The 22,990-nt window shown below is 63.2% G+C and carries 23 protein-coding genes; 3 read left to right on the top strand and 20 right to left on the bottom strand.

The window, feature by feature from the left end; translation table 11 throughout:
- The first annotated feature begins 254 nt into the window (after window positions 1-254).
- Window positions 255-1,460, top strand: coding sequence for a DUF1835 domain-containing protein (locus ACP7CJ_RS20480; protein WP_426101333.1), 1,206 nt, complete (start codon window positions 255-257; stop codon window positions 1,458-1,460).
- Window positions 1,461-1,631: 171 nt separating this feature from the next.
- Here ACP7CJ_RS20480 and ACP7CJ_RS20475 read toward each other — a convergent pair whose 3' ends face one another.
- Window positions 1,632-2,120, bottom strand: a complete 489-nt coding sequence (locus ACP7CJ_RS20475; protein WP_426101331.1) for an Hcp family type VI secretion system effector — start codon at window positions 2,118-2,120, stop codon at window positions 1,632-1,634.
- A gap of 185 nt (window positions 2,121-2,305) precedes the next feature.
- Between ACP7CJ_RS20475 and ACP7CJ_RS20470 the strand changes: the two genes are divergently transcribed.
- Both ACP7CJ_RS20470 and ACP7CJ_RS20465 read left to right on the top strand, forming a co-directional pair.
- On the top strand, window positions 2,306-3,220 hold the full coding sequence (locus tag ACP7CJ_RS20470; RefSeq protein WP_426101329.1) for an NAD synthetase: 915 nt from the start codon (window positions 2,306-2,308) through the stop codon (window positions 3,218-3,220).
- Entirely contained in the window at window positions 3,217-3,786 is a 570-nt protein-coding gene (locus ACP7CJ_RS20465) for a hypothetical protein (RefSeq protein ID WP_426101327.1), read from the top strand. Before ACP7CJ_RS20470 ends, ACP7CJ_RS20465 begins: the two co-directional genes overlap by 4 nt.
- Before the next feature lie 96 nt (window positions 3,787-3,882).
- Here the strand turns inward: ACP7CJ_RS20465 and gspD are convergent, their stop codons facing one another.
- The 19 genes from gspD to ACP7CJ_RS20370 all read right to left on the bottom strand — a co-directional run bounded on the left by gspD (window position 3,883) and on the right by ACP7CJ_RS20370 (window position 22,970).
- Window positions 3,883-6,009 (bottom strand): type II secretion system secretin GspD, encoded by a 2,127-nt coding sequence (gene gspD, locus ACP7CJ_RS20460; protein WP_276197962.1) that lies wholly within the window; start codon window positions 6,007-6,009, stop codon window positions 3,883-3,885.
- Between the two features lie 5 nt (window positions 6,010-6,014).
- Window positions 6,015-6,533, bottom strand: a complete 519-nt coding sequence (locus ACP7CJ_RS20455) for a general secretion pathway protein GspN (RefSeq protein ID WP_276193752.1) — start codon at window positions 6,531-6,533, stop codon at window positions 6,015-6,017.
- Window positions 6,530-7,129: a type II secretion system protein GspM gene (gene gspM, locus ACP7CJ_RS20450; RefSeq protein WP_276193753.1), complete on the bottom strand. Its 600-nt coding sequence runs from the start codon at window positions 7,127-7,129 to the stop codon at window positions 6,530-6,532. The genes ACP7CJ_RS20455 and gspM overlap by 4 nt, the downstream gene beginning before the upstream one ends.
- Window positions 7,104-8,102, bottom strand: a complete 999-nt coding sequence (locus tag ACP7CJ_RS20445) for a PilN domain-containing protein (protein ID WP_276193754.1) — start codon at window positions 8,100-8,102, stop codon at window positions 7,104-7,106. The genes gspM and ACP7CJ_RS20445 overlap by 26 nt, the downstream gene beginning before the upstream one ends.
- Window positions 8,099-8,800, bottom strand: coding sequence for a general secretion pathway protein GspK (locus ACP7CJ_RS20440; RefSeq protein WP_276193755.1), 702 nt, complete (start codon window positions 8,798-8,800; stop codon window positions 8,099-8,101). The genes ACP7CJ_RS20445 and ACP7CJ_RS20440 overlap by 4 nt, the downstream gene beginning before the upstream one ends.
- Entirely contained in the window at window positions 8,797-9,405 is a 609-nt protein-coding gene (locus ACP7CJ_RS20435) for a prepilin-type N-terminal cleavage/methylation domain-containing protein (protein WP_426101325.1), read from the bottom strand. The genes ACP7CJ_RS20440 and ACP7CJ_RS20435 overlap by 4 nt, the downstream gene beginning before the upstream one ends.
- Window positions 9,402-9,734, bottom strand: coding sequence for a type II secretion system protein (locus ACP7CJ_RS20430; RefSeq protein WP_426101323.1), 333 nt, complete (start codon window positions 9,732-9,734; stop codon window positions 9,402-9,404). The genes ACP7CJ_RS20435 and ACP7CJ_RS20430 overlap by 4 nt, the downstream gene beginning before the upstream one ends.
- The gene (locus ACP7CJ_RS20425; protein WP_426101321.1) at window positions 9,731-10,156 is read right to left on the bottom strand and encodes a pilus assembly FimT family protein; all 426 of its coding nucleotides are present in this window, start codon (window positions 10,154-10,156) and stop codon (window positions 9,731-9,733) included. The genes ACP7CJ_RS20430 and ACP7CJ_RS20425 overlap by 4 nt, the downstream gene beginning before the upstream one ends.
- Window positions 10,157-10,163: 7 nt before the next feature.
- Entirely contained in the window at window positions 10,164-10,574 is a 411-nt protein-coding gene (gspG, locus tag ACP7CJ_RS20420) for a type II secretion system major pseudopilin GspG (protein WP_276193759.1), read from the bottom strand.
- 20 nt (window positions 10,575-10,594) lie between these two features.
- Window positions 10,595-11,797 carry a type II secretion system inner membrane protein GspF gene (gene gspF / locus ACP7CJ_RS20415; protein ID WP_276193760.1) on the bottom strand — a complete coding sequence of 401 codons (1,203 nt, stop codon included), beginning with the start codon at window positions 11,795-11,797 and terminating at the stop codon, window positions 10,595-10,597.
- Window positions 11,794-13,503, bottom strand: coding sequence for a type II secretion system ATPase GspE (gene gspE, locus ACP7CJ_RS20410; protein ID WP_276193761.1), 1,710 nt, complete (start codon window positions 13,501-13,503; stop codon window positions 11,794-11,796). The genes gspF and gspE overlap by 4 nt, the downstream gene beginning before the upstream one ends.
- 381 nt (window positions 13,504-13,884) lie before the next feature.
- A complete protein-coding gene (locus tag ACP7CJ_RS20405; RefSeq protein ID WP_276193763.1) occupies window positions 13,885-16,290 on the bottom strand; it encodes a TonB-dependent receptor in 2,406 nt (801 codons plus the stop codon).
- A gap of 126 nt (window positions 16,291-16,416) precedes the next feature.
- Window positions 16,417-18,027 carry a gamma-glutamyltransferase family protein gene (locus ACP7CJ_RS20400; protein WP_276193764.1) on the bottom strand — a complete coding sequence of 537 codons (1,611 nt, stop codon included), beginning with the start codon at window positions 18,025-18,027 and terminating at the stop codon, window positions 16,417-16,419.
- Window positions 18,028-18,044: 17 nt separating this feature from the next.
- Window positions 18,045-19,136, bottom strand: a complete 1,092-nt coding sequence (locus tag ACP7CJ_RS20395; protein ID WP_276193765.1) for a polyamine ABC transporter substrate-binding protein — start codon at window positions 19,134-19,136, stop codon at window positions 18,045-18,047.
- A gap of 20 nt (window positions 19,137-19,156) precedes the next feature.
- The gene (locus ACP7CJ_RS20390; RefSeq protein WP_276193766.1) at window positions 19,157-19,936 is read right to left on the bottom strand and encodes an amino acid ABC transporter ATP-binding protein; all 780 of its coding nucleotides are present in this window, start codon (window positions 19,934-19,936) and stop codon (window positions 19,157-19,159) included.
- Between the two features lie 2 nt (window positions 19,937-19,938).
- Entirely contained in the window at window positions 19,939-20,715 is a 777-nt protein-coding gene (locus tag ACP7CJ_RS20385) for an amino acid ABC transporter permease (RefSeq protein ID WP_276193767.1), read from the bottom strand.
- Between the two features lie 12 nt (window positions 20,716-20,727).
- Window positions 20,728-21,534 carry an ABC transporter substrate-binding protein gene (locus ACP7CJ_RS20380; protein WP_276193768.1) on the bottom strand — a complete coding sequence of 269 codons (807 nt, stop codon included), beginning with the start codon at window positions 21,532-21,534 and terminating at the stop codon, window positions 20,728-20,730.
- Window positions 21,535-21,598: 64 nt separating this feature from the next.
- The gene (locus tag ACP7CJ_RS20375; RefSeq protein WP_276193769.1) at window positions 21,599-22,267 is read right to left on the bottom strand and encodes a GntR family transcriptional regulator; all 669 of its coding nucleotides are present in this window, start codon (window positions 22,265-22,267) and stop codon (window positions 21,599-21,601) included.
- A 250-nt stretch (window positions 22,268-22,517) separates the two neighbouring features.
- Window positions 22,518-22,970 (bottom strand): hypothetical protein, encoded by a 453-nt coding sequence (locus ACP7CJ_RS20370; protein WP_276193770.1) that lies wholly within the window; start codon window positions 22,968-22,970, stop codon window positions 22,518-22,520.
- Window positions 22,971-22,990: the final 20 nt, after the last annotated feature.

Here is a 22,990-nt window from a genome sequence, read left to right as displayed (position 1 = left end):
GGACGCGATGCTCCTCATGGTTCGGTCAGGCGCAATGGTGAAGCAGGCGAGCGGGCTTTTCATAGCAAAAGTTCAAACGATGGCGACCGGCTCTGTGGCGGGCGCCTTGCAATCAGCCCCTGCCCTGCCTATATTTGCCGCCTGGCGCTCTCTACGCCACCTTCCGCGGAAAGGGCTGCGCCCAAGACAGTGAAGCACTCCCTCGTTTCTACGACTCCCAACCTTAAAGCGGAAAAGGTGTGCAAGGAGCTCGTATGTCGCAACGCCGCGTATCCTCGACCACTGATGGCCGTCTCAACCTTGAGCAGCAGCGCAAGCGCGCCAAGGAACTGTTGGCACGCCTGAAAAGCGAAAACCCCGACGCCACCTTGTCCCAGGCTCAATGGCAGATCGCTAAACAGCTGGGTTTCAGCAGTTGGCCCCAGCTCAAGGCCCATGTCGACGCCATCGACTTCGCCGCCCGCCATCCCGACTTCGCCGCCAGCGACGAAGTCCGCACCACCCATTGGCGCTGTGGCAACGACATTGCCCATAGCCTGCAAGTGGCGGGGTTCAAGGGCCACTTCCAGATGCTCAGCGACCCACTGTGCATGGGCCCGGTTCGCGACCTGCCCCGCGACGAATTCCGCGCCATGCGCAGCGCATTCATCAGCCAGACTTTTGGCCTGGGCGAAGCGGATGTCGCACGCCGTGTCGCCGATGAATACAACCAACTGGAAACCTTGGCCAGCGCCGAACACAGCGTGCTGTGGTGCGAGGCGGACGCGTATGACCAACTGTTCCTGATCCGCGCCCTGGCCGGTCTTGACCAGGCACCACGCAAGCTGGAGCTGATCGAGGTGGACCGAATTCCAGGGGTAGAACGCTTTATTGGCATTGGCCAATTGGCCCCCGATGTACTGGCGTGGTTATGGCCGCAGCGGCGCTTGATCGATGACGACGCGGTGCAGTTGGCCCGTGAGGCATGGTCAGCCTACTGCGCCAGTTCTCCGCTTGAGGTGGCGGCACTGGCCCAGGGTACGCATCCCGCCCTACCCTTGCTGGCACCCGCCTTGCGAAGCCAGTTGCAGGAATTGCCAGGTGCGAGGGATGGTTTGTCACTGACCGAACGTCTGTCCCTGGCGTACATCGCCGAAGCCGGGCCGGTCGCGTTCGGGCGCGTGTTTGCCGAGTTGATGGGCAAGCGCGAACCACTGCCGTTCCTCGGGGACATGATGTTCCATGCGCTGCTGCGGCCGTTGATCGACGGCGAGCGGCCTTTGTTGACAGAAACCGAGGCTCATCTTGAATGGCCTCGGCGGGTACTGGCGTTGACTGCGTTGGGGCACGCCGTGCTGAGCGGCGATGCTTATTGGCTGGACCACGCCAGCCATGAACGCTGGGTTGGCGGGGTTTGCCTGAGGCCCGGCCAATCCCATTGGAGCCTTGATGAACAGCTGTCGCCGGTATGGCGGCCTTGATTCGCGGGGGGGATTTCGTCCGGGCCGGACACAACATCGGTGAGGCCCGGCGCAAGGCGGTCGTGCCTTGTGGGACTGAAGCAGCGGGTAGTGCTGTTGCAGGAATAGTGAAGGGACGAAGACTGGCGCCCGGATGCACAAAGACGCGCTATCCGGGCACAAGGTGCAGCTTCACGCTTTGACGTTCTGCCGGATATTCCAGCCAAACTTCACTGGCCCGCCGTCCTTGGCGCCGTCGGCCTTCTGCGGCTGGTAGCTGACGTCGACGCTGGCGAAGTTCAAGGCGATGCTGTCGTAGAGCACCTCATCCTGACTTTCAGCACCGGTGCCGTAGGACACCACCATGACTTCCTTCAGGGTGATCACCAGATACTCCACCGGGCTGGAACCGCCCGCCTTGCGCACCACCAGTCGTGCTTCGGGATAATGCTTGCCGGTCGTGCAGGCCATCATCAGGTTGGGGCTGGATTTATCCAGCGGCTTTTTCAGGTTCAGGTTGGCAAAGTCGGCCTTGCCCGCGCCGCCACCGGTGCCGGAATGCATCGACCCGGTCTGCGACACCCCCCACGTCCACTCGCTGACATCAATCTCATCCCGATGGGCCTGGTCCCGTGATTCACCCTTGATATCGCCCAGTTTCAAAAACATATCGACGGCCATGTGAGCTCCCTGTCCTGTTATGCGTCGGTAGCGACGTGGGGCGCACTGTTCCTGAATCGATACGCCGCTCACAAGACGCCAGGGCGGGATTGGGAAGTGCCTTTCTTGAAAAAACGAAACTTCCGACATTCATCCGCGCGACGCCATCTTTACTCTCTCGACTCTCGCCAATCAGGAGTTAAGGAATGACGATCTCCCAGTTCAAGGATAGATATCTCTCAGCCCATCTCAACACGCGCCAACGTCTCGAAGGCAGCCTCAACCTGCGGCGGTTGTTCTTCGCCATCGACGCCGACCCGGCGCTGATCGGCGCGGGGGTGGTGTACATCGACGAAGCGTTCAACGTGGTGACACTGCGCGAGTTCCAGGCGACTTGCAGTGTGCGGCCGATTACCGTGGTGCTGCGTGAAGCGCCCCGGTATGTGGGGCCGGTGGAATTCAAGCGGATGCTGGAACATGAGCCGCGAGAGTCGAGGTTGATGGCTGAGGCGATGAGTACGGCGGTGACGTGTGCGGGGGCGCTGCTAAGTTGGTTGGTCGTAACTAGCGGGTTCATGCTGATACCGTTTACAGCGGGGACGAGTGCGGTGATCTCGTTTATTGGCCAGGCAGCCATGGTGGCCAGCGTAACCCAATGCTTTATTGGGGTGGGCAGGACCAGCGCTGAGGTGATCGCTCCGCAAGCTATTGATCGCCTCGACAGTGAAGCGTGGTATCAGGCAGCAATTGCGGTTCTGGATGGTGTCGCGCTGTTGGGGGTCTCAGCATCAGCGTTGACGACAGCGAAAACTATCAGTGTCGCTACCAAGACAACGGGAAAACCTCTTCGGCAAGTACTGAAAGGGCTGACCCGACAGGAACGAACAAAACTGAATGATGAATTGCTCAAAATCCACGACCCTCGTTTGACAACGAAACTGCTCAAGCTGAAAAAAGTCGCTGGAACGGCTACCAAACGCATCAGTGCGACACAGATGCAACGAGCCACGATCAATCACATACGAGATGCACGATCGGTAGTCCTGGGGGTTACCAGCAGCTCGATATCGGGAAATGTTAATACACTCGCTATCGGTATCTACGAAGAGATCAGCCAGTGAAAAAGCAGCGAGCACTTAAGGCACTGGAAAAATTGGGGTACAGCAACAGCCCGACAACTGACTGGGAAACGCTGAGCGGAAAAGACCTCTACTATTCGATTTTTTACCTAGAGGACCCACGAACTTTACGCAAGCGCTACGGGCTGGTTATCGGTGGCTGGATGTTTGCGGGTTGTTTTTCAATTGCGATGAGCGGTGTGCTGATACTGGACACCTATCTTTCCGGAGCGCCGGAAGATGCAACATTACGCAATTGGTTTTTTAGTATGTTGGCGATAGGTGTGAGTTTTTTTCTTGCAAAATCCCAAGTGTTGTACGGCCGCATTCACGGAATCTGGATAAACGTAGCTGTCTACTTGGCCTGCTTACTGGTTTCACTTCCCGCAATCACCTATGGCCCCAACATCTATATCTACTCCATGGCCCTCCTCAGCCCCCTGACCGGCCTACTAATCCTCAACAGCAAACGCTGCCGCGAACTGCGCCAAAGGATGGTAGAAATCCGCCACAAGCGCGAAGCCATCATCGCCACCCTGAAAAAACAAGGCCGCTGGAAAGGGTGGTAACCCGCGCGGTTGCTGGCACGGTCGACTTCCGATCACCGAGACCCGAACGCCACCCTATCGCGAGCAAGCCCGCACACGTTTTTTTACCGCAGTCCGTTAGTTTGCCGGCTTCAGCAACTGCATCTGCTGGCGATAATCATCCGTCACCTGCCGCGCCTGGCTGCTGCTGGTGATCACCCTCGGCGTAATCAGCACAATCAGCTCAGTGCGGTCCTTGGATTTGCTGGTGTTGCCGAACAGCCAGCGCAGGCCGGGGATTTTGCCCAGGTACGGCACGGCACTGACGCTCTCGGCGTTGTCCTGTTTGATCAACCCGCCGAGCAACACCGTCTGCCCACTTTGCACCGCCACTTGAGTCGAGACCGAGCGCGTTGAGATACGCGGATTTACCGGCGTGTCACTGCTGCTGGTCTGGCTCTCGGCATCGCTGACCTGCTGCTGGATGTCCATGTACACCAGGCCGCCCGGGTTGATGCGAGGTACCACATCCAGAATCACCCCGGTCTGCACGTATTCGACGCTGCTCAGGGTGCTGTCGGCGTTACCGGTATTCACCGTGGTCTGGCTGATGGGGATGTTGTCCCCGACCTGGATCTGCGCCGGCTGGTTGTTCATCACCACCAGCGACGGTGCCGACAGCACCTGCGTGCGGCCGTTGGTCTCCAGCGCGTGCAAGGCCACTTGCAAGTTGGAGCTGACGAAGGAATAGAACAACGAATCCGACGCCCCCAGCCCTGCCCCGCCACCGCCCAGCGCGCCCTGGCTGCCGGACGCGTTGGCGACGGTGGTGCTGGAGGAGTTGCCCGCCAGGCGGCCGAGGTACCACTGCACGCCAAGGTCCAGTTCACCGGTGAGTTTGACTTCGAGGATGCGCGTCTCGATCTGCACTTGCAGCGGCGGGTTGTCGAGGCGTTTGATCGCGGCTTCGATCTCTTTCCATTGCGCGGGGCGGGTGCGCACCAGCAGTTGGTTACTGCTTTTTTGCGCGGTGATGCGGGTGCCGGCTTCGAGGCTTTTATCCGCTGCGGGTTCGGGCGCTTCGGCGCTTTGCTCAGGTTCTTCAGCCGGCGGCGGAGTGCTCTGCAGGCCACCGGCATTGTTGTTGAGCGATGACAACGTAGTGGTGCGCAACCCCGGTGCGACCTTGGCCGGCGTATCGTCCTTGATCGCGCCGTTGCCGTAGATCTGCCGCAGGTATTTGGCCAGGTCAGAGGCCTTCATGTTGCGCACGTCGTACACATACATCTGCGGCTCGTTACCACCACCTTCGTCGATGGTGCGAATCCAGTCGCCCACCTCGCTGAGGTACTGCGGCTGGGAAGAAATCGCCACCACCGAATTGGTCCGCTCGATCGGCAGAAAGCGCAGCATGCCGGCCAGGGGCATACCGCTGTCCGGGCCGAACATGGCTTGCAGCTCGGGCATCAGCTCGGCCACCGACGCGCGTTGCAAGCCGAATACGCCCACCGACATGCCCTTGAGCCAGTCCACATCGAAGGTGTCGATGGTGGCCTGGTAGTTGGCCAATTCTTCCGCAGTGCCGGCCAAACTCAGGACGTTGCGCGCCGGGTCCACCAGCAGAAAGGCGTTTTCGCGGGCGAACGGCTTGAGCAGTTTCTGCATCTCGGTGGCGGAGATATACCGCAACGGAAACAGCCGCGCCGACAGGCCGCTGGACGGTTGGGCGACGTTCATTTGCGGCACCAGCTTGCCCGCCACCGCCTGGTTGGCCGGCAGGATCACGTAGCGCTTGCCCTGCTTGATCATCGCGTTGTCAGTCCAGGACAGCAGCGTTTCGAGAATCGACAGCGCCTGCTGTTTGTCCACCGGTTTAGACGTGGAAAAGCTGACGCTGCCTTTCACCCCTTGGGCGATGCTGTAGTTCTCGTGCAGCAGGTCACCCATCACGCTGTTGATCACCGCTTCGATAGGCTGGTCGGCGAAGTTGAACACGATATCGCCGCCGCCCTGCTCTTCGTCACGCGGGCTGGCGCTGGGTGGGCGCACGAATTGCTGGTTGCCACGTATCAACTGGCGTTGGGCCGGCGCCTTCGCTGCGGGCGGCGGGCTGTCCACCGCCGGCGTCTCACTCGGCGGGCGTTGCGCGCCGGTGCCTTGCATGGCTTCGTGAAGTAAAGCGTCGTCTGCGTCGAGACGCTCGGGCAGCGAGCCACAGCCTCCCAGGGAGACGGCGGTAGTCAGGCAAAACAACGAGGTGCGCATGTCGATCAAGGGAGGGGCTCGCGAGGCAGGGAAATCGGTGGCCGGGTCGACGGCGGCGGCAAACGCTTGGCGTACAGGCTCAAGGTTTGCGTGCGACCGTCCAGGGTAAAACGGGCGGATTGCGGCGTGAGGTGTTCCAGGCGCCAGCCGTTGGGCAGCACCTGGCCCAGGCGCACGGTCAGCGGGCGACCGTCGGCTTGCTTGAGCATCACCATTTGCAGGTTGCCGGTGATCAGGATGCCGCTGAGGGTCAGGTTGGCCAGGCTGCTGGCCTGGGTATTGCCGACCGCACGATCGGGGCTGCGATCCGCACTGAACAGCGGGGTTTGCCACGTGGCGGCGAGGCGGTCCAACGCGACGCTGGGCGCGACTCGCACCCGCGCAGAGGCATGCTCGCGCACGGCCGGTTCGGGCAGCCACTGCGGTTCGTCGCCGATGCTGCTCAGGATGACCGCCATCAACAGGCCCAATACCCCGACCAACCCGAGCAAGCCCCATTCCAAGGGGCGCAAGACACCGATCATCGGGCCACCTGCGGTTGCAGGTAGCCGCGCACCAGCAACTGCACCACCAACTGCCCCGCCCCGCCACTGACCGGCGCCTGTTTGCCACGGCGGATGCGCAGCTCATCGACGAACAGAAACGGCGGCTGGTATTCCAGCTCATGCAGGATCGCGGTCAAGGGTTCGATGGCGCAATTGAGGGTCAGGCTGACCTGCACCTGTCGATACGGTTCGCCGTCGTCCTGCTCCGGGGTGATCGGTTTGCGTTGGCTCAGGCTGCAGCCGCCGCCGAGGGTGGCGTGGCGGTTGATCAAATCGGCGAGGCGTTGCATCAGGTCGGCGGCGACCGCATCCGGGTCATCCCCCGGCAGCAGGCTGGTTTGGCTGGCCGGGTCCTGGCGGGCCTGGTCCAGTTGCTCGCGCAGTGCATCGCCCTGGCGCAACACACCGGCATAGCGTTGCTGCTGTTCGCGCAACTGCTCGGCCTGTTCGCCCATGGCACGCAAGGGCCCGGCGAACCAGCTGTCGATCAACAGCCAGTACGCCGCGCCGAGCACCACGGCCAGGATCAGCAAGGCCGTGCCACGGCGTTCACGGGGTGTGAGGGGTCGGCGCATCGGCGGCCTCCGGGCGAAGATGGGCACGCAAGGCAAACTGATCCTTGCCGCTGCGCACATCGGGTTGAATCACCCCTTCAAACTGGGCGTTGTCCAGGCGGTGGCAGCCTTTGATCCGAGTGATCAGGGCGCTGGCCTTGGCGCTTTGTCCGGAGAAGGCAATGTCTCGACCCTTGATGTCCAACTGGTCGAGCCAGGTGTCGGCGGGCAAGCACGTGGTGAGGTCGTCGAGCAGCGCCACCAGCGGTGGCTGGGCCAATTTGCGCCGGGTCAGGTACTGCGCCGCGCCGCGGGTGGTGAGCAGTTGCTGACGCAGCGCATGCACTTCGGCGACCTGGGCTTTTTGCTGCTGGACGCTTTCGTGCATGGCGTCGAGCACGCGCTGGCGGTCGTTGAGCCACAGCAGCATCGCCGCGATCAGCAACGCGCCGCACAGCCACGGCAAGCTGCGTTGCAAGCCCTTGCCTGCCGGGCGCGAACGTGGGCGCAAAGGCGCGGGCAGCAGGTCGATGCCCAGGTTGCCCACATCCACGCGATGAGGATGCAAACCGAGGGCGGCACCGTCGCTGAGGATCTGATCGAGGCGTTCGCGCAGGATCGCCACCAGCGTCACCTGCAGGTGGGTCGGCGTGCGCCGCTCCTGGCGGGCGACGAAGTACAACTGGTCGGCCTCGAACGGCGTGTAGCGATCCAGTTCATAGCCGACCACGGCGCTGAGGTTGCGGGCAGCGGCTACGGGCAACTGCACGGTTTGCACCAGCACGGCGTCGGCCGCGAGCACCAGCACCTGGCGCGCGTTGCCCGGCGCCAGCTCAACCGGCTCGCTCAACGGCCAGTGATAGCGCTGCTCGGGCGGCTCGTGCAGCGCCAGCCACGCTGGCACGCACGCACGCAGCTCCGCGAGCCACAGGCGCCAACCTTGTTGCGCCAGGCTGCCACGCCAATACCGGGCGATGGGTTCCAGTCGATTCATTCTTGCCAACGCAACACCCGGTAGGGCTGTGCGCCGTCCTCCGTTGGGCTCAATAAAACCGTGACGTGCAAACGCGCTTCATAACCGCCGGGGCGCTGTGCGCGGCTGTCGACCACCAGCACCTCGCCGGGATCGACGCCCTGCGCGCTCTGCTGCGGCAGGTTCAGGGCCTGGCGCATCAGGGCGCTGGCGAACGCCGGAGCGGGCCGATCGAGGTCGCTCCACAAAGTGATCTCGGGCAACAATTGGCTGTACAGCGCCTGGGTCATGCCCGGCAATTGGCGCACTTCTTCGAGCACGCGAAACGGCGCCAGGCCCTGGTTGCGCCGCGCCTCCAACGCCTTGGCCAGTTGCGTGGCCTGGGCCGGGGTGGCGCCGCAGGCCAGGGCCAGGCGCGTGAGGTCATCCGCCTCGGCGTTGATCAGGTACAGCTTGCCGCGCTCGCTGCGTAGGCTGACGTGCAACTGCGCGTCATCGAAAGTCAGCGGCATTTCACGACCATCGGCGATCCAGCGTGGATCGGCCATCGCCAGGGCGACGCCGGCTTCGGCCGCCAGCACCGTCTGGGTGTGCTGGCGATGCCACAGCGCCTGGCGACTTTCCAGCTGTACCCAAGCGGCCAAGCCACCCAGCAACACGCTGAGCAAGGCCAGCACCCAGAGCACCAGCAGCAGCGCCGCCCCGCGTTGACGCCTCATTCGCCCGTGGCTCCGCTGGACAGGTTCAAGCGCAACGCAATCACCTCGGTGACCCAGGGCACCGGCCCGTCGACACGCGCGGCAATCCGTACCGCAGCGGGCAAGCGCCGGGGCCACGGCCACTGGTCAATCCATCCGGTGGGTTGGCCCAAGGGCGATACGCCGCGATAACTGAACTGCAGCGCCGCAAGGTTCGTCAATAGCACTTGCGGCTCATCGCGGGAGACCGTGGTCTGCGCCTCCAACCGCGAGAACGCCACCTGCAAATCCTCTGCGCCCCGTTGCAGGGTGAAACGCTGAATCCCACCGCCGAGCACACCGGGCAACGTCGCGACAAACTGCAGTCGCTCGGAGGTGCCCACGAAAAACCCATCGGCCTGGCTTTCGTCTTCCGTGACATCCAGTGGCAATGCTTCACTGATGGCAGTGCGTAAGAACTGCTGGGCGGCGCGCATTTCGTCCAGGCTGACGGTATAGCGCTGGGCCTTGGACACCGCGCGATTGGCGCCGAGCAACGCGCCGCTCAACAACACCAGCAGCACCGCGAGCAAGCTGAGTACCACGAGGATTTCGAGCAGGGTGAAGCCCCGCTCGCGGCACCTCACTGGCGCACCTTCAATGTGCTGAAACGGGCCTGGTGCGAGCCCTCGCTGACAATAAGGTCAAGGCGATACAGCTGCGGTTGCTGGCGCACGCACGTCAGTTGCCAATGGATGCCGTCCAGCTCGCCCTGGCGGACCCCGTCGGCCAGGTGCCCCGCCGTTTCCTGGTCCAGCACACTGAGGGCGGCATGGCTCAGGCGATCGCTGCGGGCCACTTGCGCCAACGAGCGCGCGCTCTGGCCGAAGGCGACCAGCAACACCGTGCTGCACACCGCCATCAACGTCAGGGCGGCGAGCATTTCGAGTAAGGTAAACCCGGCCTGGCGCTTCATGGCAGCGCCTTGGACTGCACGCTGCCGGTCAGCCAGCCAATGTCGATGCGCCAACGCCGGCTGCCGTTGGCCAGCAGCAGATTGCCGCCGGTGGAACTGCCATCGGGGTAGAACTCTACGGCGCTTGCGACCTGTTCGGCGCTGTGCAAGGTGACTCGCAGGCTCGCCGGCCACGCGTGAGGGGCGCGGCCCGGCGCCTGGAAGGTCAGGCGCTGCAGATCGAATTCGGTCCTGGCCGCACGCCCGCTAACAATCGCCCCGGCCCGCGTGGTGCGCAGGGCGTCGACCATCTGCCCGACCACGCGCCGCTCGTTCGCCGCCTGCACGGCCTGGCGCGCACCGAGCCCCAACAACCCGACAGCGAGGCTGATCAACAGGATGACCGCCAGCATCTCGAGCAAGGTAAAGCCGCGTTGGGGCATGGGCGGGTTATTCCCAGTTGCCCAGGTCGGCGCTGTAGCCCTCGCCGCCCGGTTGGCCATCCTGGCCGTAGAAGATCAGGTCGAAGGCCCCATGTTCGCCCGGGAAGCGATAGCCGAACGCATGGCCGAACGGGTCTTTCAGCTCCGACGGTTTGGCATACGGTCCGGCCCAGCTTGCGGCATTCCCGGGTTTGTCCACCAGTTGCTGCAGGCTGTTGGGCGGTGAACCGACATCCAGGGCGTAGCTGTCGAGCTTCATGCTCAGGCTGGCCAGTTGCGCCTTGCCCGCGCCGTACTTGCCCTTGTCCACATTGCCGCCGACCTGGCGCACCACAATGGTTGCGACAATGCCCAGCAGCACGATCACCGCGAGCATTTCCAGCAGGGTGAAACCGCTTTGACGGCGTTGAGTTCTCATCGATCGGGTTCCTTGAAGGTTCATATATGGCTGGTCAGGCTCATCAGCGGCAGCATGATCGCGAGCATGATCACCGCCACCAGCACCGCCATGACCACGGTCAGGGACGGCACCAGGGCCGCGAGCAGGCGGTCGATACCGCGTTTGGCTTCGACGTCGAAGATGTCGGCGACCTTGAGCAGCATGCTGTCGAGTTCGCCGGCCTGTTCGCCGACGTCAATCATTTGCAGGGCCAGGTCGGGCAACAGCGCTTGCGTACCGAAGGCGCTGGCCAGGGTGCCGCCGCCTTTCACCGATTCAGCCGCATCGGCCACTTGGGCCTGCAATGCGCGGTTGGTGCAGACCTGCCGCGCGATGACCAACGCTTGCAGCAAGGCCACGCCATTGCTGAGCAAGGTGCCCAGGGTGCGGGTCAGGCGCGCCGCTTCAACCCGCTGCAACAACGGGCCGAGCACCCGCAGGCCGAGCAGACGGCGGTCGTAGCGTTCGCGGCGCTGGGGATCGCGCAGGCGTGCCGCCAGGGTCCCCAGCGCGACGATCGACCCGGCCAACAGCAGCAGACCGTAGGCACCGAGGAATTGACCCAGGGCCAGAATCACGTCGGTGATCAGCGGAATCGGCACGCCCAGGTCCTGGAAAATCGGCACGAACTGCGGCACCACATACGCCAGCAACAACGCCAGCGAACCGAGCACGCCGACCACCAGGAACGCCGGGTAGATCAGCGCATTGATGACCTCGCCGCGCAGCCGCTCGCTGCGTTCGAGGTAGTCGCTGAGTTGGCGCAGGGTGCTTTCCAGCGCACCACCGGCTTCACCGGCGCGCACCATGCTCAGGTACAACGGTGAGAAGCTCGCGCCCTCGTCCTCCAGCGCGGCCGATAACGGTTTGCCGGCCTTGACCTGGTCGCGGATGCGTTCGATCAGCGCGCGCACCTGGGGCTGGCCGGGTTGCTTGAGCAGCAGGCCCAGGGAGCGCTCCAACGGCTGACCGGCGCCCAACAGCGTCGCCAACTGCTGGGTGAAACTCACCAACGCGGCGCCCTTCAACGCCCCACGCACAAAGGCATGGCGCAGGCCCTGGCTGCCGGCCGTGTCGATCTGCAACAGCAGCCAACCGCGCTTGTGCAGGATTGCGACGGCGGCGGCTTGATCCTTGGCTTGCAGCGTGCCGCGCTGGGTCACACCCTGGCTGTCCAGGGCGCGGAAGGTGAACAGACTCACGCGCCGTCACCACGGGTAACGCGCAGCACTTCTTCCAGCGAGGTGACGCCCGCCACCGCCTGGCGCAGGCCTTCTTCATGCAAGGTACGCAGGCCCGCGCGACGGGCGGCCTGCTCCAGCGTCGCGGCGTCGGCGTGGCGCATCAACAGGCCACGCAGTTCGTCATTCATCACCAGCAATTCGGTGATGGCGCTGCGGCCGTGGTAACCGCCTTCGGCGCCGGGCCGGTAGAGCAGGATCGGGCGCTCATCGGTAAAGCGCTCCAAGCCATGCTCCTCGATCAGCTCCGGCGGCGCTTCGAAGGCGACGCGGGTCGCCGGGTCCAGGCGCCGCACCAGGCGTTGCGCGAGGATGCCGGTGACGGTCGAGGCGATCAGGTAACGCTCCACGCCCATGTCCAGCAGGCGCGTGATGCTCGCGGCGGCGCTGTTGGTGTGCAGGGTGGAGAGCACGAGATGGCCGGTGAGCGACGATTGGATGGCGATGCGGCAGGTTTCCAGGTCGCGGATCTCGCCGATCATGATCACGTCCGGGTCCTGGCGCACGATGGAGCGCAGCGCCCCGGCGAAGTCCAGGCCGATGGCCGGTTTGACCTGGATCTGGTTGATGCCTTCGAGCTGGTATTCCACCGGGTCTTCGACGGTGATGATCTTGCGCTCGGCGCTGTTGAGCCGCGCCAGCGCGGTGTAGAGCGTGGTGGTCTTGCCGGAACCGGTGGGCCCGGTGACCAGCAGGATGCCGTGGGGCCGTTCGAGCACGTCGAGGAAGGCGGCCAGGCGCTGGCCGTCAAAGCCCAGGCTGGGGAAGTCGAACTGCACGGTTTGCCGGTCGAGCAGGCGCATCACCACCGACTCGCCAAAACTGGTGGGCACCGTGGACACCCGCAGGTCCAGCTCCTTGCCCTGGATGCGCAACATGATCCGCCCGTCCTGGGGCAGGCGCCGCTCGGCGATGTCCAGGCGCGCCATGATCTTCACCCGCGAGATCACCGCCGCCGACGAACTGGCCGGCGGCGCTTCGGCGTCGTGCAGCACGCCGTCGACGCGGTAGCGCACCTTGAGCTGGTTTTCGAAGGGTTCGATATGGATGTCCGATGCACGCTGTTCCACCGCCCGCTGCAGGATCAGGTTGACCAGGCGAATCACCGGTGCTTCGGAGGCCATGTCCTTGAGGTGTTCGATATCTTCCAGCGCGCCGCCCTGCTCATCGAGGTTCTCGATCAGGGTGCCCATGGCGGAACGGCCCTGGCCGTAGTAGCGCTCGATCAACGTATCGACTTCGTTGCGCGGGCCGATGGCCAGCCATATCGGCACATCGCAGGCGTAGGCCAGGGCCTGAAAGGGATAGTGCTGCGCCGGGTTGGCCGCGAGGACGCGCAGCCCGCCTTGGGTCCACCCCATCGGCACCACTTGGTAATGGCGCATAAAGCGCTCGGTGAGCGTGGGCAACGGGTCGAGCAGCGGCGGCGCGGCATCGGCCAGCAACAGCGGCGCACCGAGCAACGCCGCCCAGGCGCGGGCCAGTTCGATTTCGGACACCAACCCCAGGCGCGTGAGCAACCCCAACAGGTCGCAGGCGTCGGTGGACAAGCGCCGGGCACGCTCCAGATCGACGGTTTTCAGCCCGGCGTGCTGCATCAGCCACGCGCACACGGTGTCGGTGTGCGGTATCTGCGTATGGCAGGCATCGATGGGCATGGACGACATAGTGGGGTGTCTAGTTGCGAGAAAGTATGGCTATTTGGAACTACTGGATATAAAAAGAAAATGCCATTAGTTCGCCACGCCGCAGTCGGAGTTAACTGGGTTAATCGACTGGAAGTTCCAACGCTAGTTCCGGAAGCAGGGAAACAAACTGAAAAGAATAGGCTTCGGCCATCTTTAAATGGCCTTACAAGCCTTGATTTAAAGGCTCAGCACCGAAAAGGCCGAATTTAGCTAATTGCAATTAGCCACTTCGCTAATTAGCGCCACGCGCCGAAGTTTCCCTCGGCGGACATCATGCTAAAACTTTCAAATAGCCTGTGTGTTTTTCACTGCCGCTGGCACCTGCGAACCGCGCGCGAGTAAACAAAGGCGATCTCCCGATCAGAAGTCGACCGTGGCCGACAACAGGTAAGTACGCGGCGTCGACAAGGTCAACCCCGGCTCACTGTCGTCCGACGCGCCCGCCGAACTCCAATAGCGTTTATCGGCGACGTTCTCCACATTCGCGCGCAGGGTGATGTGTTTGTCATCGACCTTGAACGCATACCGCGCGCCCACGTCGATGCGGTTCCAGGCGTCGATTTCCTTGACGTTCGACTGATCCAGGTATTGCGAGCTGGAGTGGATGCCGCGGCTGGTCAAGGTCAGGCCTTCGAGGCTCGGCACGTCCCACTCCGCGCCGAGGTTGACGTTGTACTTGGGGGTGGCCGGGGCGCGGTTGCCGTCGTAGGTGCCGTTGGTGGTGTGGGTCAGCTCGCTGTCGATGTACATCACCCCGCCAAGCAAACGCACACCCTTGAGCGGCTCGCCGAACACGCTCAGTTCCACCCCTTCGTTCTGGCGCTTGCCGTTGGGGCCGAACACGTTCGAGGTGGCGTTGGTTTCATAGGCCGGTTGCTTGATGCGGAACACTGCCGCAGTCACCGCGAAAGCACCGGCGTCGTATTTGGCGCCCACTTCCACCTGGCGGCTGATGAACGGCGGGAAGATTTGATTTTCGTTGTTCGAGGTCGACGGCGCGACCTTGCCCTGGCTCAGGCCTTCCATGTAGTTGGCGTACAGCGACAGCGTGTCGGTGGCCTTGAACAGGATGCCACCGGACGGCGAGATTTTTTCTTCGTCGTAGCCAGTGCGGCCTTTGACGTCGTTGGTCCAGTCATCCACCTTCACGCGTTGCCAGCGCGCGCCAAGAGTCAGCAGCAGGCGGTCGTCGAAGAAGCCCAGGGTGTCGGACAGCGCCACGCCGCTGAATTTATTCTCGGTGTACACCTTCGCATCCTGGCGGGTGGCGGTGGACGGCGTCGGCGTTTGCACCGGGTCGTAGAGATTGCTCGACGCCGACGCATACCGTGCGCCGCCGTTGGTGAAGTCCATGTAGAAGTAGCTGGCAGCCAGGTTGACCTCGTGACTCACCGGCCCGGTCTGGAACCCGTTGCGCACGCCCGCCGTGGCGGTGCGCACATTTTCATCGCGGGTGAAGTCACGGGGCTGCACGCTGAAATCCCCTGCGCTGTTGCTAACGGAAACGGCGTGGCGCAGGAAGTCGTGGTTGCTTTTGCGCGCGCCTAGGCCGCCGTAGAGCATCACGTTATCGCTGAGGTCGAACTCAGCATTGACCGTGCCAAACGTGTCGTTGGTGCTGGCCTTGCTCCACGACTGCGCGTAATTGTGGCGCACATCGTTGGCGCTGGGCACCGGGGCTGCGGCGGCCACCTGCACACGCTCCTGGGGCGCATCGGTGTCGCGCTCGGTGTGGCCGATATCGGTGGAAAGGCGCAGGCGCTCGCCGCGAAAATCCAGGCCCAGTACGGCCATCTCGCGATCGACGCTCTGATGGTCCCATTCGGTATCGCCGGACTGCTTCACGCCGTTGAAGCGCAGGCCGAACTTGTTGTCCTCGCCAAAGCGCCGGCCCACATCCACCGCGCCGCCGGCCTGGCTGTCGGAGGCCCAGGTGCCGGTGAACGAGGTGATGTCCTTGTCGGTGGCGCGCTTGGGCACCACGTTGATCCCGCCGCCCACACTGCCGCGCGGCGAGATGCCGTTGATCAATTGGCTGGGGCCTTTGACGACGTCGACGCGGTCGGCCATTTCCATGTCGATGGTGTAGGTGGGCAACACGCCATAGAGGCCGTTGTAGGCCACATCACTGTTGAACAGGCTGAACCCGCGAATGGTGAACTGCTCATAGCGCCCACCGGCCGGGTTGGTGGCGCGCACCGATGGGTCGCTGGCGATCAGGTCGCCGAGGGTGCGGGCCTGTTGGTTCTTCACCGCCGCCTGGGTGTAGGTGGTCATGCTGAACGGCGTGTCCATGAAGTCCCGCGAACCCAGCAGGCCTTGCGAACCACGCCGCGCCACTTGCCCACCGGCGTAGGTATCGCCGTCGTCCAGGCCGCTGGTGCCGAGGATCGACGTCGGCGCCAGTTCCAGGCGGCTGCCCTCGGGCGTCGGCACCAGCATGTAGGCCTGCTCTCCCATGGCTTGCAGTTGCAGGCCCGAGCCTTGCAGCAGGCGCGCAAAGCCCTCTTCCACCGCATATTCGCCGGACAACCCGCTGCTGCTGCGCCCGCTGACCAGCGCCGGGTCCACCGACAGGTTGACCCCCGACAACCCGGCGAAACGGGTCAGCGCGGCACTCAGGCTACCGGCTGGCACCTGGTAGCTCCGGCGGCTGGCGGTGTCTTCGGCATAGCTGACGGGCACGAACAACGGGCTGGCGCTGAGGCTCAGCAGCAGGCTCAGGTTGAGCAACGGGCGCAAGCGCAAGGAGGGGACTGCGGACATTGTAAGAAGCTCTCGATTTTGTTCACTTACCTGGGATGACAGGCGAGGTGAAAAAAAGGGACAGGCTTCGTCAAACTATTTTCCGCAACGGCTACCCACCGCCTCCCGATGCGCTGGCCGCCCGTTTTACCACACGGCGATATGCGAGTCCGCCCGCGGCTCGGTCCCTGCGCACAGCACCCCGCTGACCGGGTCGCGCAGGATGATCTGCCCGCGCCCATAGTCGGTGAGGTCGCTGTCGATTTGCACCTTGTGGCCACGCCGCGCCAACCCATTGGCCAGATCGCGAGAAGCGCCCTGCTCAATCCCAACCTTCATGTCGCCCAGCCATTGCCAGCGCGGCGCATCCAGTGCGGCCTGAGGGTTGAGGCCGAAGTCCACCAGGTTCATCACCATCTGCACATGGCCCTGGGGCTGCATGTACCCGCCCATCACGCCGAACGGCCCGAGGGCCTCACCGTTCTGTGTAAGAAAGCCGGGGATGATGGTGTGGAAGGTTTTCTTGCCCGGTGCGAGGCAGTTGGCGTGGGTCGGGTCGAGGCTGAATTCCTGCCCGCGATTCTGCAGTGCGATGCCGCTGTCGGGCAGCACCACGCCGGAACCAAAGCCGTGGTAATTGCTCTGGATGAACGAGACCATATTGCCTTCGGCGTCCGCCGTGGCCAGGTACACCGTGCCGCTGGCGTGCGGGTCGCCGGGTTTGGGCGGCTGTGCCTGCTCGCCGATCTGGTTGCGGCGGCGGGTGCTGTAGTCGTCGCTCAGCAGGTCGGCCACCGCCACGCGCATGTGCTCGGGGTCGGTGATGTAATGCAAGCCATCGCTGTAGGCGAGCTTCATCGCTTCCAATTGGCGATGCCAGGTTTGCTGGCTGTCGCGGTGATCGAAGCTGAAACCTTCGAGGATCTTCAGCGCCATCAGTGCCACCAGGCCCTGGCCGCTGGGCGGGATTTCCCAGACATCGACGCCGCGATAGTTGATGTGGATCGGCTCCACCCACTGTGCGCGGTAATCCTTGAGGTCGCAGGCGCGCAGGTAGCCGCCACTGGCCTTGGAATACGTCTCCAGGCGTGCGGCCAGGGCCCCGCGATACAGGCTTTCGCAGCGGGTCGCGGCGAGTTCTTCCAGCGTTCGGGCCTGGGCCAGGTTGCGGAAAACCTGCCCCGCCTGGGGGGCGCGCCCGTCGATCAGGAACGTGTCGAACCAGGCGTCCAGTACGGCGTCGCGATGGGGGGTGAATTCGTTCAGCGCAATCTGCCATTGATGGGCGACCACCGGCGACACCGGGAAACCCTCCCGCGCCAGGCTGATGGCCGGTTGCAGCAGTTCGGCAAACGGCAACTTGCCGAAGCGTTGCGACAGCTCGGCCCAGGCCGAGGGGCAGCCGGGCACAGTGACCGGGGTCCAGCCATACAGCGGCATCCGGTCATGCCCCGCCGCCTTGACCGCCTCGATACTCAAGGCGGCCGGCGCGTGACCGTTACCGTTCAGGCCATGCAACTGGCCCTTGCACCAGACCAAGGCAAACGCATCGCCGCCCAGGCCGCAGCCGGTGGGCTCCACCACCGTCAAGGCCGCCGCCGTGGCAATGGCCGCGTCGATCGCGTTGCCGCCCTTTTGCATGATTTCGATGCCCGCCTGGGCGGCCAGGGGTTGGGATGCCGCGACCATGCCGCGCCGGGCAAACACACTCTGGCGTTGCGACGGATAGGGGTACTCGTGAGCAGAAAATTTCAACATGGCAAAGGCTCTTCGATTTATTGGCCGGATTTGATCCGGTTCCATTCCCGGGTCATCAGACGCTGGATGTTTTCCGGCAGGTCGGCGGAGACGAAGGTGTGGCTGATCACGTCGTCGCCGGGGTAGATGCCCGGGTTGCCGCTGACCTTGGGGTTCATCAGCGCCGTCGCATCCTTGTTGGGGTTGGCGTAGCCCACGTAGTCGCTGATCGGCGCGATCACCTCGGGCCGCAGCAGGTAGTTGATCAGCGCATGGGCGTTGGCCGCGTTACCGGCATCCTTGGGAATCGCCAGCATGTCGAACCACAGGTTCACGCCTTCTTTGGGTATCAGGTAGCGGATGTCGATGTTCTTGCCGGCCTCCTTGGCTCGGCTCTGGGCCTGCATGACATCGCCGGAATAACCGACCGCCACGCAGATATCGCCGTTGGCCAGGTCGGCGGTGTATTTCGACGAATTGAAGTAGGTCACCGACGGCCGCAGCGCCATCAGCCGTTTCGAGGCCTGCGTGTAGTCGTCTGGCTTGACGCTGTTGGGGTTCAGGCCAAGGTAGAGCATGACCTGGGGAATGATCTTCACCGGCGCATCGAGAAAAGCGACTCCGCAACTTTTGAGTTTGGCCAGGTTGCCGGGCTCGAAAACCATCGACCATGAGTCCAGCACCGCCTCTTTGCCCAGCACAGCCCGCACCTTTTCTGCGTTGTAGCCGATGCCCACGGTGCCCCACATGTACGGCACAGCGTAGCGGTTGCCGGGGTCGGCCGCGTCCAGGCGTTGCATCAGACGCGGGTCGAGGTGCTTCCAGTTATCCAGCAGCCCGCGTTGCAGTGGCTGGTAGGCGCCGGCACGAATCTGCTTGGACAGGAACTGGCTGGATGGCACCACCACGTCATATCCCGAGTGCCCGGAAAGCAACTTGGCCTCGAGCATTTCGTTGGTGTCGAAGATGTCGTACTGCACCTTGATGCCGCTGTCTTTCTCGAAGTTTTTCAAGGTGTCAGGCCCGATGTAATCGGACCAGTTATAGACCTTCACCACCGGGTCGGCGGCCTCGGCCATAGGGACAATGGCGGCGCAGCACAGGGCCGCGAAGAAGCTCGATAAGCGCATGGAAAATCTCCTTGGACGGGTCATAACACGCGGCTGAGAAAGGCCCGGGTACGGGGGTGGCTGGGGTGGCTGAATATCTGTTCCGGAGGGCCTTGTTCGATGAGCTCGCCCTGGTCGAGCACCACCACGCGGTCGGCCACTTCACGGGCAAAGCCCATTTCATGGGTGACCACCACCATGGTCATGCCCTCCTCGGCCAGTTCCTTCATCACCTGCAGCACTTCGCCGACGGTTTCCGGGTCGAGGGCGCTGGTGGGTTCGTCGAACAGCATGGCCTGGGGTTTCATCGCCAACGCGCGGGCAATCGCCACCCGTTGTTGCTGGCCGCCAGAGAGCATCGACGGGTAATGGCTGGCCTTGTCCGCCAGGCCGACCCGCGCGAGCAAACCACGCGCCTGCTCCAACGCCTCGGCACGCGGGGTGCCGAGCACGTGGATCGGTGCTTCGATGATGTTTTCCAGCGCGGTCATATGGGGGAACAGGTTGAAGCGCTGGAACACCATGCCGATGTCACGGCGCTGCCGGGCGATGTTGCGCTCCGAGTCGCGCACCAGGCTGCCGTCGGGGCGTTCGCGATAGCCCATGGCGCGGCCGTTGACGCGGATGCGCCCACCCTGGATGTCTTCCAACAGGTTGATGCAGCGGATGAACGTGGTCTTGCCGGAACCGGAGGCACCGATCAGCACCACCACTTCGCCGCGCCGCACTTGCAGGGAAATGCCCTTGAGAATCTGCAGTGCGCCGAACGACTTGTGGATGTCCAGCGCTTCGATGATCAGTTCTTCACTTTGGTGCGCCATGGTTAACGTCCCCTCAGCAGTTTCAGGGCGCTGCGCCCGAACATGCGGCTGGCTGCCGGCGGTGGCTCAGAAGGCCGGTCGGACTGGCTGAAGCGCGTTTCCAGCCAGCGCTGGAAAAAGCCCCACAGGGTGGTCAGTGTCAGGAAATACAGAGCGACCACCAAGTACAACTCGAACACGCGGAAGGTCGCCGAGGTGATCATCTGGGTGCTGAGCAGCAACTCCTGCACCCCGATCACACTGACCAGGGTGGTGTTCTTGAGCATCACGTTGAACTCGTTGCCCAGCGGCGGCACGATCACCCGGAATGCCTGGGGCAGCACGATACGCCGCATCAATTTGGCAAAGCCCATGCCCAGGGAGCGCCCGGCTTCGTATTGGCCCTTGTCTACCGCACCGATGCCGGCGCGAATGATCTCGGCCATGTACGCGCCTTCATTGAGGCCCAGGGCAATGATTGCCGCCTGGATATTGCCGGGCACGATCAGGCCGAACAGCTCGATATCCTCGAAGCGGAAAATCCCGCCCGCCGCCAGCGCGGTGTACAAAAACACGATCTGCACCAGCAGCGGTGTGCCGCGCATCAGCCACACATAAAAACGCACCGGCAGGTGCAACAACGGGTTCTTCGACAAGCGCAGCAGCGCCGCCGCCAGCCCCAGCACACAGCCGAGCAGCATCGCCAGCACGCTGATCAGGCAGGTCAGCCACAACCCGGTGAGGTACACCCCACTGGGCTGCAGCAGGTACTGCCAGAACACATCCCAATTGAAATTCATCGCAGGTTTGCCTCAGTCGAGTGTGTCGCTGCTGACATGCCATTTGTCCAGCAACCGCACGTAGCTGCCGTCGCTGCGCATATCGCTGATCACCTGCTGCACGGCGGCGGTCAGTTGCGGATCGTCCTTGCGCATGCCCAGGCCGGTGAGGATGCGACTGAACGCTGGCACGCCTTCTTGGAACAGCTCCGGGGCCATCGCTGCGTAGTAACCTGCGGTTTCCACGGTGGTGCCGTAGGCGTCGACCTGGCTGATGCGCAGGGCCTGGAACGCGTCGGTGTCGGTGTTGTAGACCACCAGTTTCATCAAGGGCTTGCCAGCCTTGGTCAGGCTGTCGTTTTGCGCGTCCAGCAGGGTCTTGATGGTGGAGCCGTTGAGCACCGCGACTTTGTGCCCGGACAGCTCATCCAGGGTCTTGATGCCCTTGGGGTTGCCCTTGGGCACCACCACCGACTGGCTGGAGTACATGTAGTTGACGATGTCGATCACTTGGCGCCGCTCGGGCTTGTCGAACAACTGGTCGACGATCATGTCGCATTGCTGGGCCAGCAACGCCGGCACTAAACCGGAGAATGGGATCACCCGCCATTGCACCTGTTTGTCGCCCAGGCGCTTGGCGATTTCCAGGCCCAGGTCGACGGTGAGCCCGCGCGGTTTCTGGGCTTCGTCGAAGGACACCAGGGGCGGTGAGTCCATCCCCGAGCAATACGTGAGCTTATCGACTTTCTGCAGGCGCTCCGGCACCTGGGGCGCAGCAAAAGCCCATTGGGTACAGAGGCCGAGGGAGACAGCCACCAGCAAGGCACGGCATTTATGCATGACCAGACACTCCAGTTCGTTGAATAACGGGGGCAGGAATCAACGTCAAAACACGACAGCTTTTTTATTGTTCGTTTTGCAGGAATTGGATCAGCGCCGGCACCGTACCCTCGATGTGTTCACGCACCACGGCTTCGGCGCGCGCGGCATCACCGGCACGAATGGCGTCGAGGATCACCGCGTGTTCCTGGCGTGCGCTGAGGGGTTTTTCGCCGTGCTGCAACCACAAGCGCATGGGCGCCTCGACCAGCGAGTACAGCGCCGAAATCTGCTTCATCAAGCGCGGCCGGCCGCTGAGGCTGCACAGGTATTCATGAAACGCGCGGTGCCGGCCGACCCACGCGGCGCTCTCGTCGCGGTAGTCATCCATCTCATCCAGCAGGCGCTCCAGCGCCGCGAGCTGGCGCTCACCGATGCGGCCGACCGCCACACGCACCGCCAGACCTTCAAGGGCGCTGCGCATCTCGAACACCTCATGCAGCTCATCGATATCCAGACCACTGACGATGGCCCCGCGATTGGGGCGCAGGGTCACCAGGCCCTGGGCATCCAGGCGACGAAATGCCTCGCGCACCGGCATGCGGCTCATGCCGATCTCGCTGGCGATGTCTTCGGCGATTAGCCGGTCGCCCTTGCAGTAGCGGCCACGACAAATGGCGTCCAGCAGGAAGTTATAAGCTTCTTCCTCGGCGGTCAGCGGCTGACGATCAACGTAAGCGCGGGCAAATTGCATCGGCGGCACCTTTTGAATTTTTGTATCCAATTATCCACGGATACAAAAAAGCAGAATACGTGCCAACGTCTTGAGCGCTGTGCCAAGTGATTGATTTAGATGAAATCGGCGAGAACGTATCGGCAGGCAACGGGGGGGAGGACGGAGGAATTTGCTACCCAATGGCTCAACCCGCACCAAGGGTGGGCAGCGGTAACACACAATGTGGGTTGCACAGGCGAGCCTTGCGCCCGCCAGGTACCTGAAATAATCACGCGCTCCGAGCGGATGACTCAGCCGAATAGATGACCGTTTGTGCGCTGCCCGGCGCAACGGTTGGCCGGGTGAAGTAGGTGTCGCCTTCGTCGGTGCGGATCTCGTAGTCGGCTTTGCGCGTGGCGCTGGCGTGCTTGATGATTTTCAGCACGCGCTGGAATTTCACGCTTTGCGTACCGTTCTGGTTGGGCCCGGTCAGCACGTTGACGCTTTGAAACCAACCCGCGTGCTGCTTGTTGCCCACCAGCGCGCTGGTCATCGCCTCGAACCGCTCCAGTCGGGTGAAGCCCCACAGCGTCTGCTCCTCGACCGTGGCGTCCGGCGTGGCGGCGCCGGTGAACACGAAGAGATTGATCGCCGGGCTGTCTTCGCAAAAGAAGTCGTAAGGTACCAGGCCATCGACCATTTTCCTGCCGGGCACAAAGCCCTTTTTATGCACCTGAAACATCGCCACCTCCGCTCAATCAA

Origin of the sequence: Pseudomonas sp. PSPC3-2, from assembly GCF_049897085.1 — a bacterium.
Taxonomy (GTDB): Bacteria; Pseudomonadota; Gammaproteobacteria; order Pseudomonadales; family Pseudomonadaceae; genus Aquipseudomonas; species Aquipseudomonas paraveronii.
The sequence above is the reverse complement of the archived record's forward strand: the minus strand, read 5'-3'. Positions and strand labels throughout refer to the sequence as shown.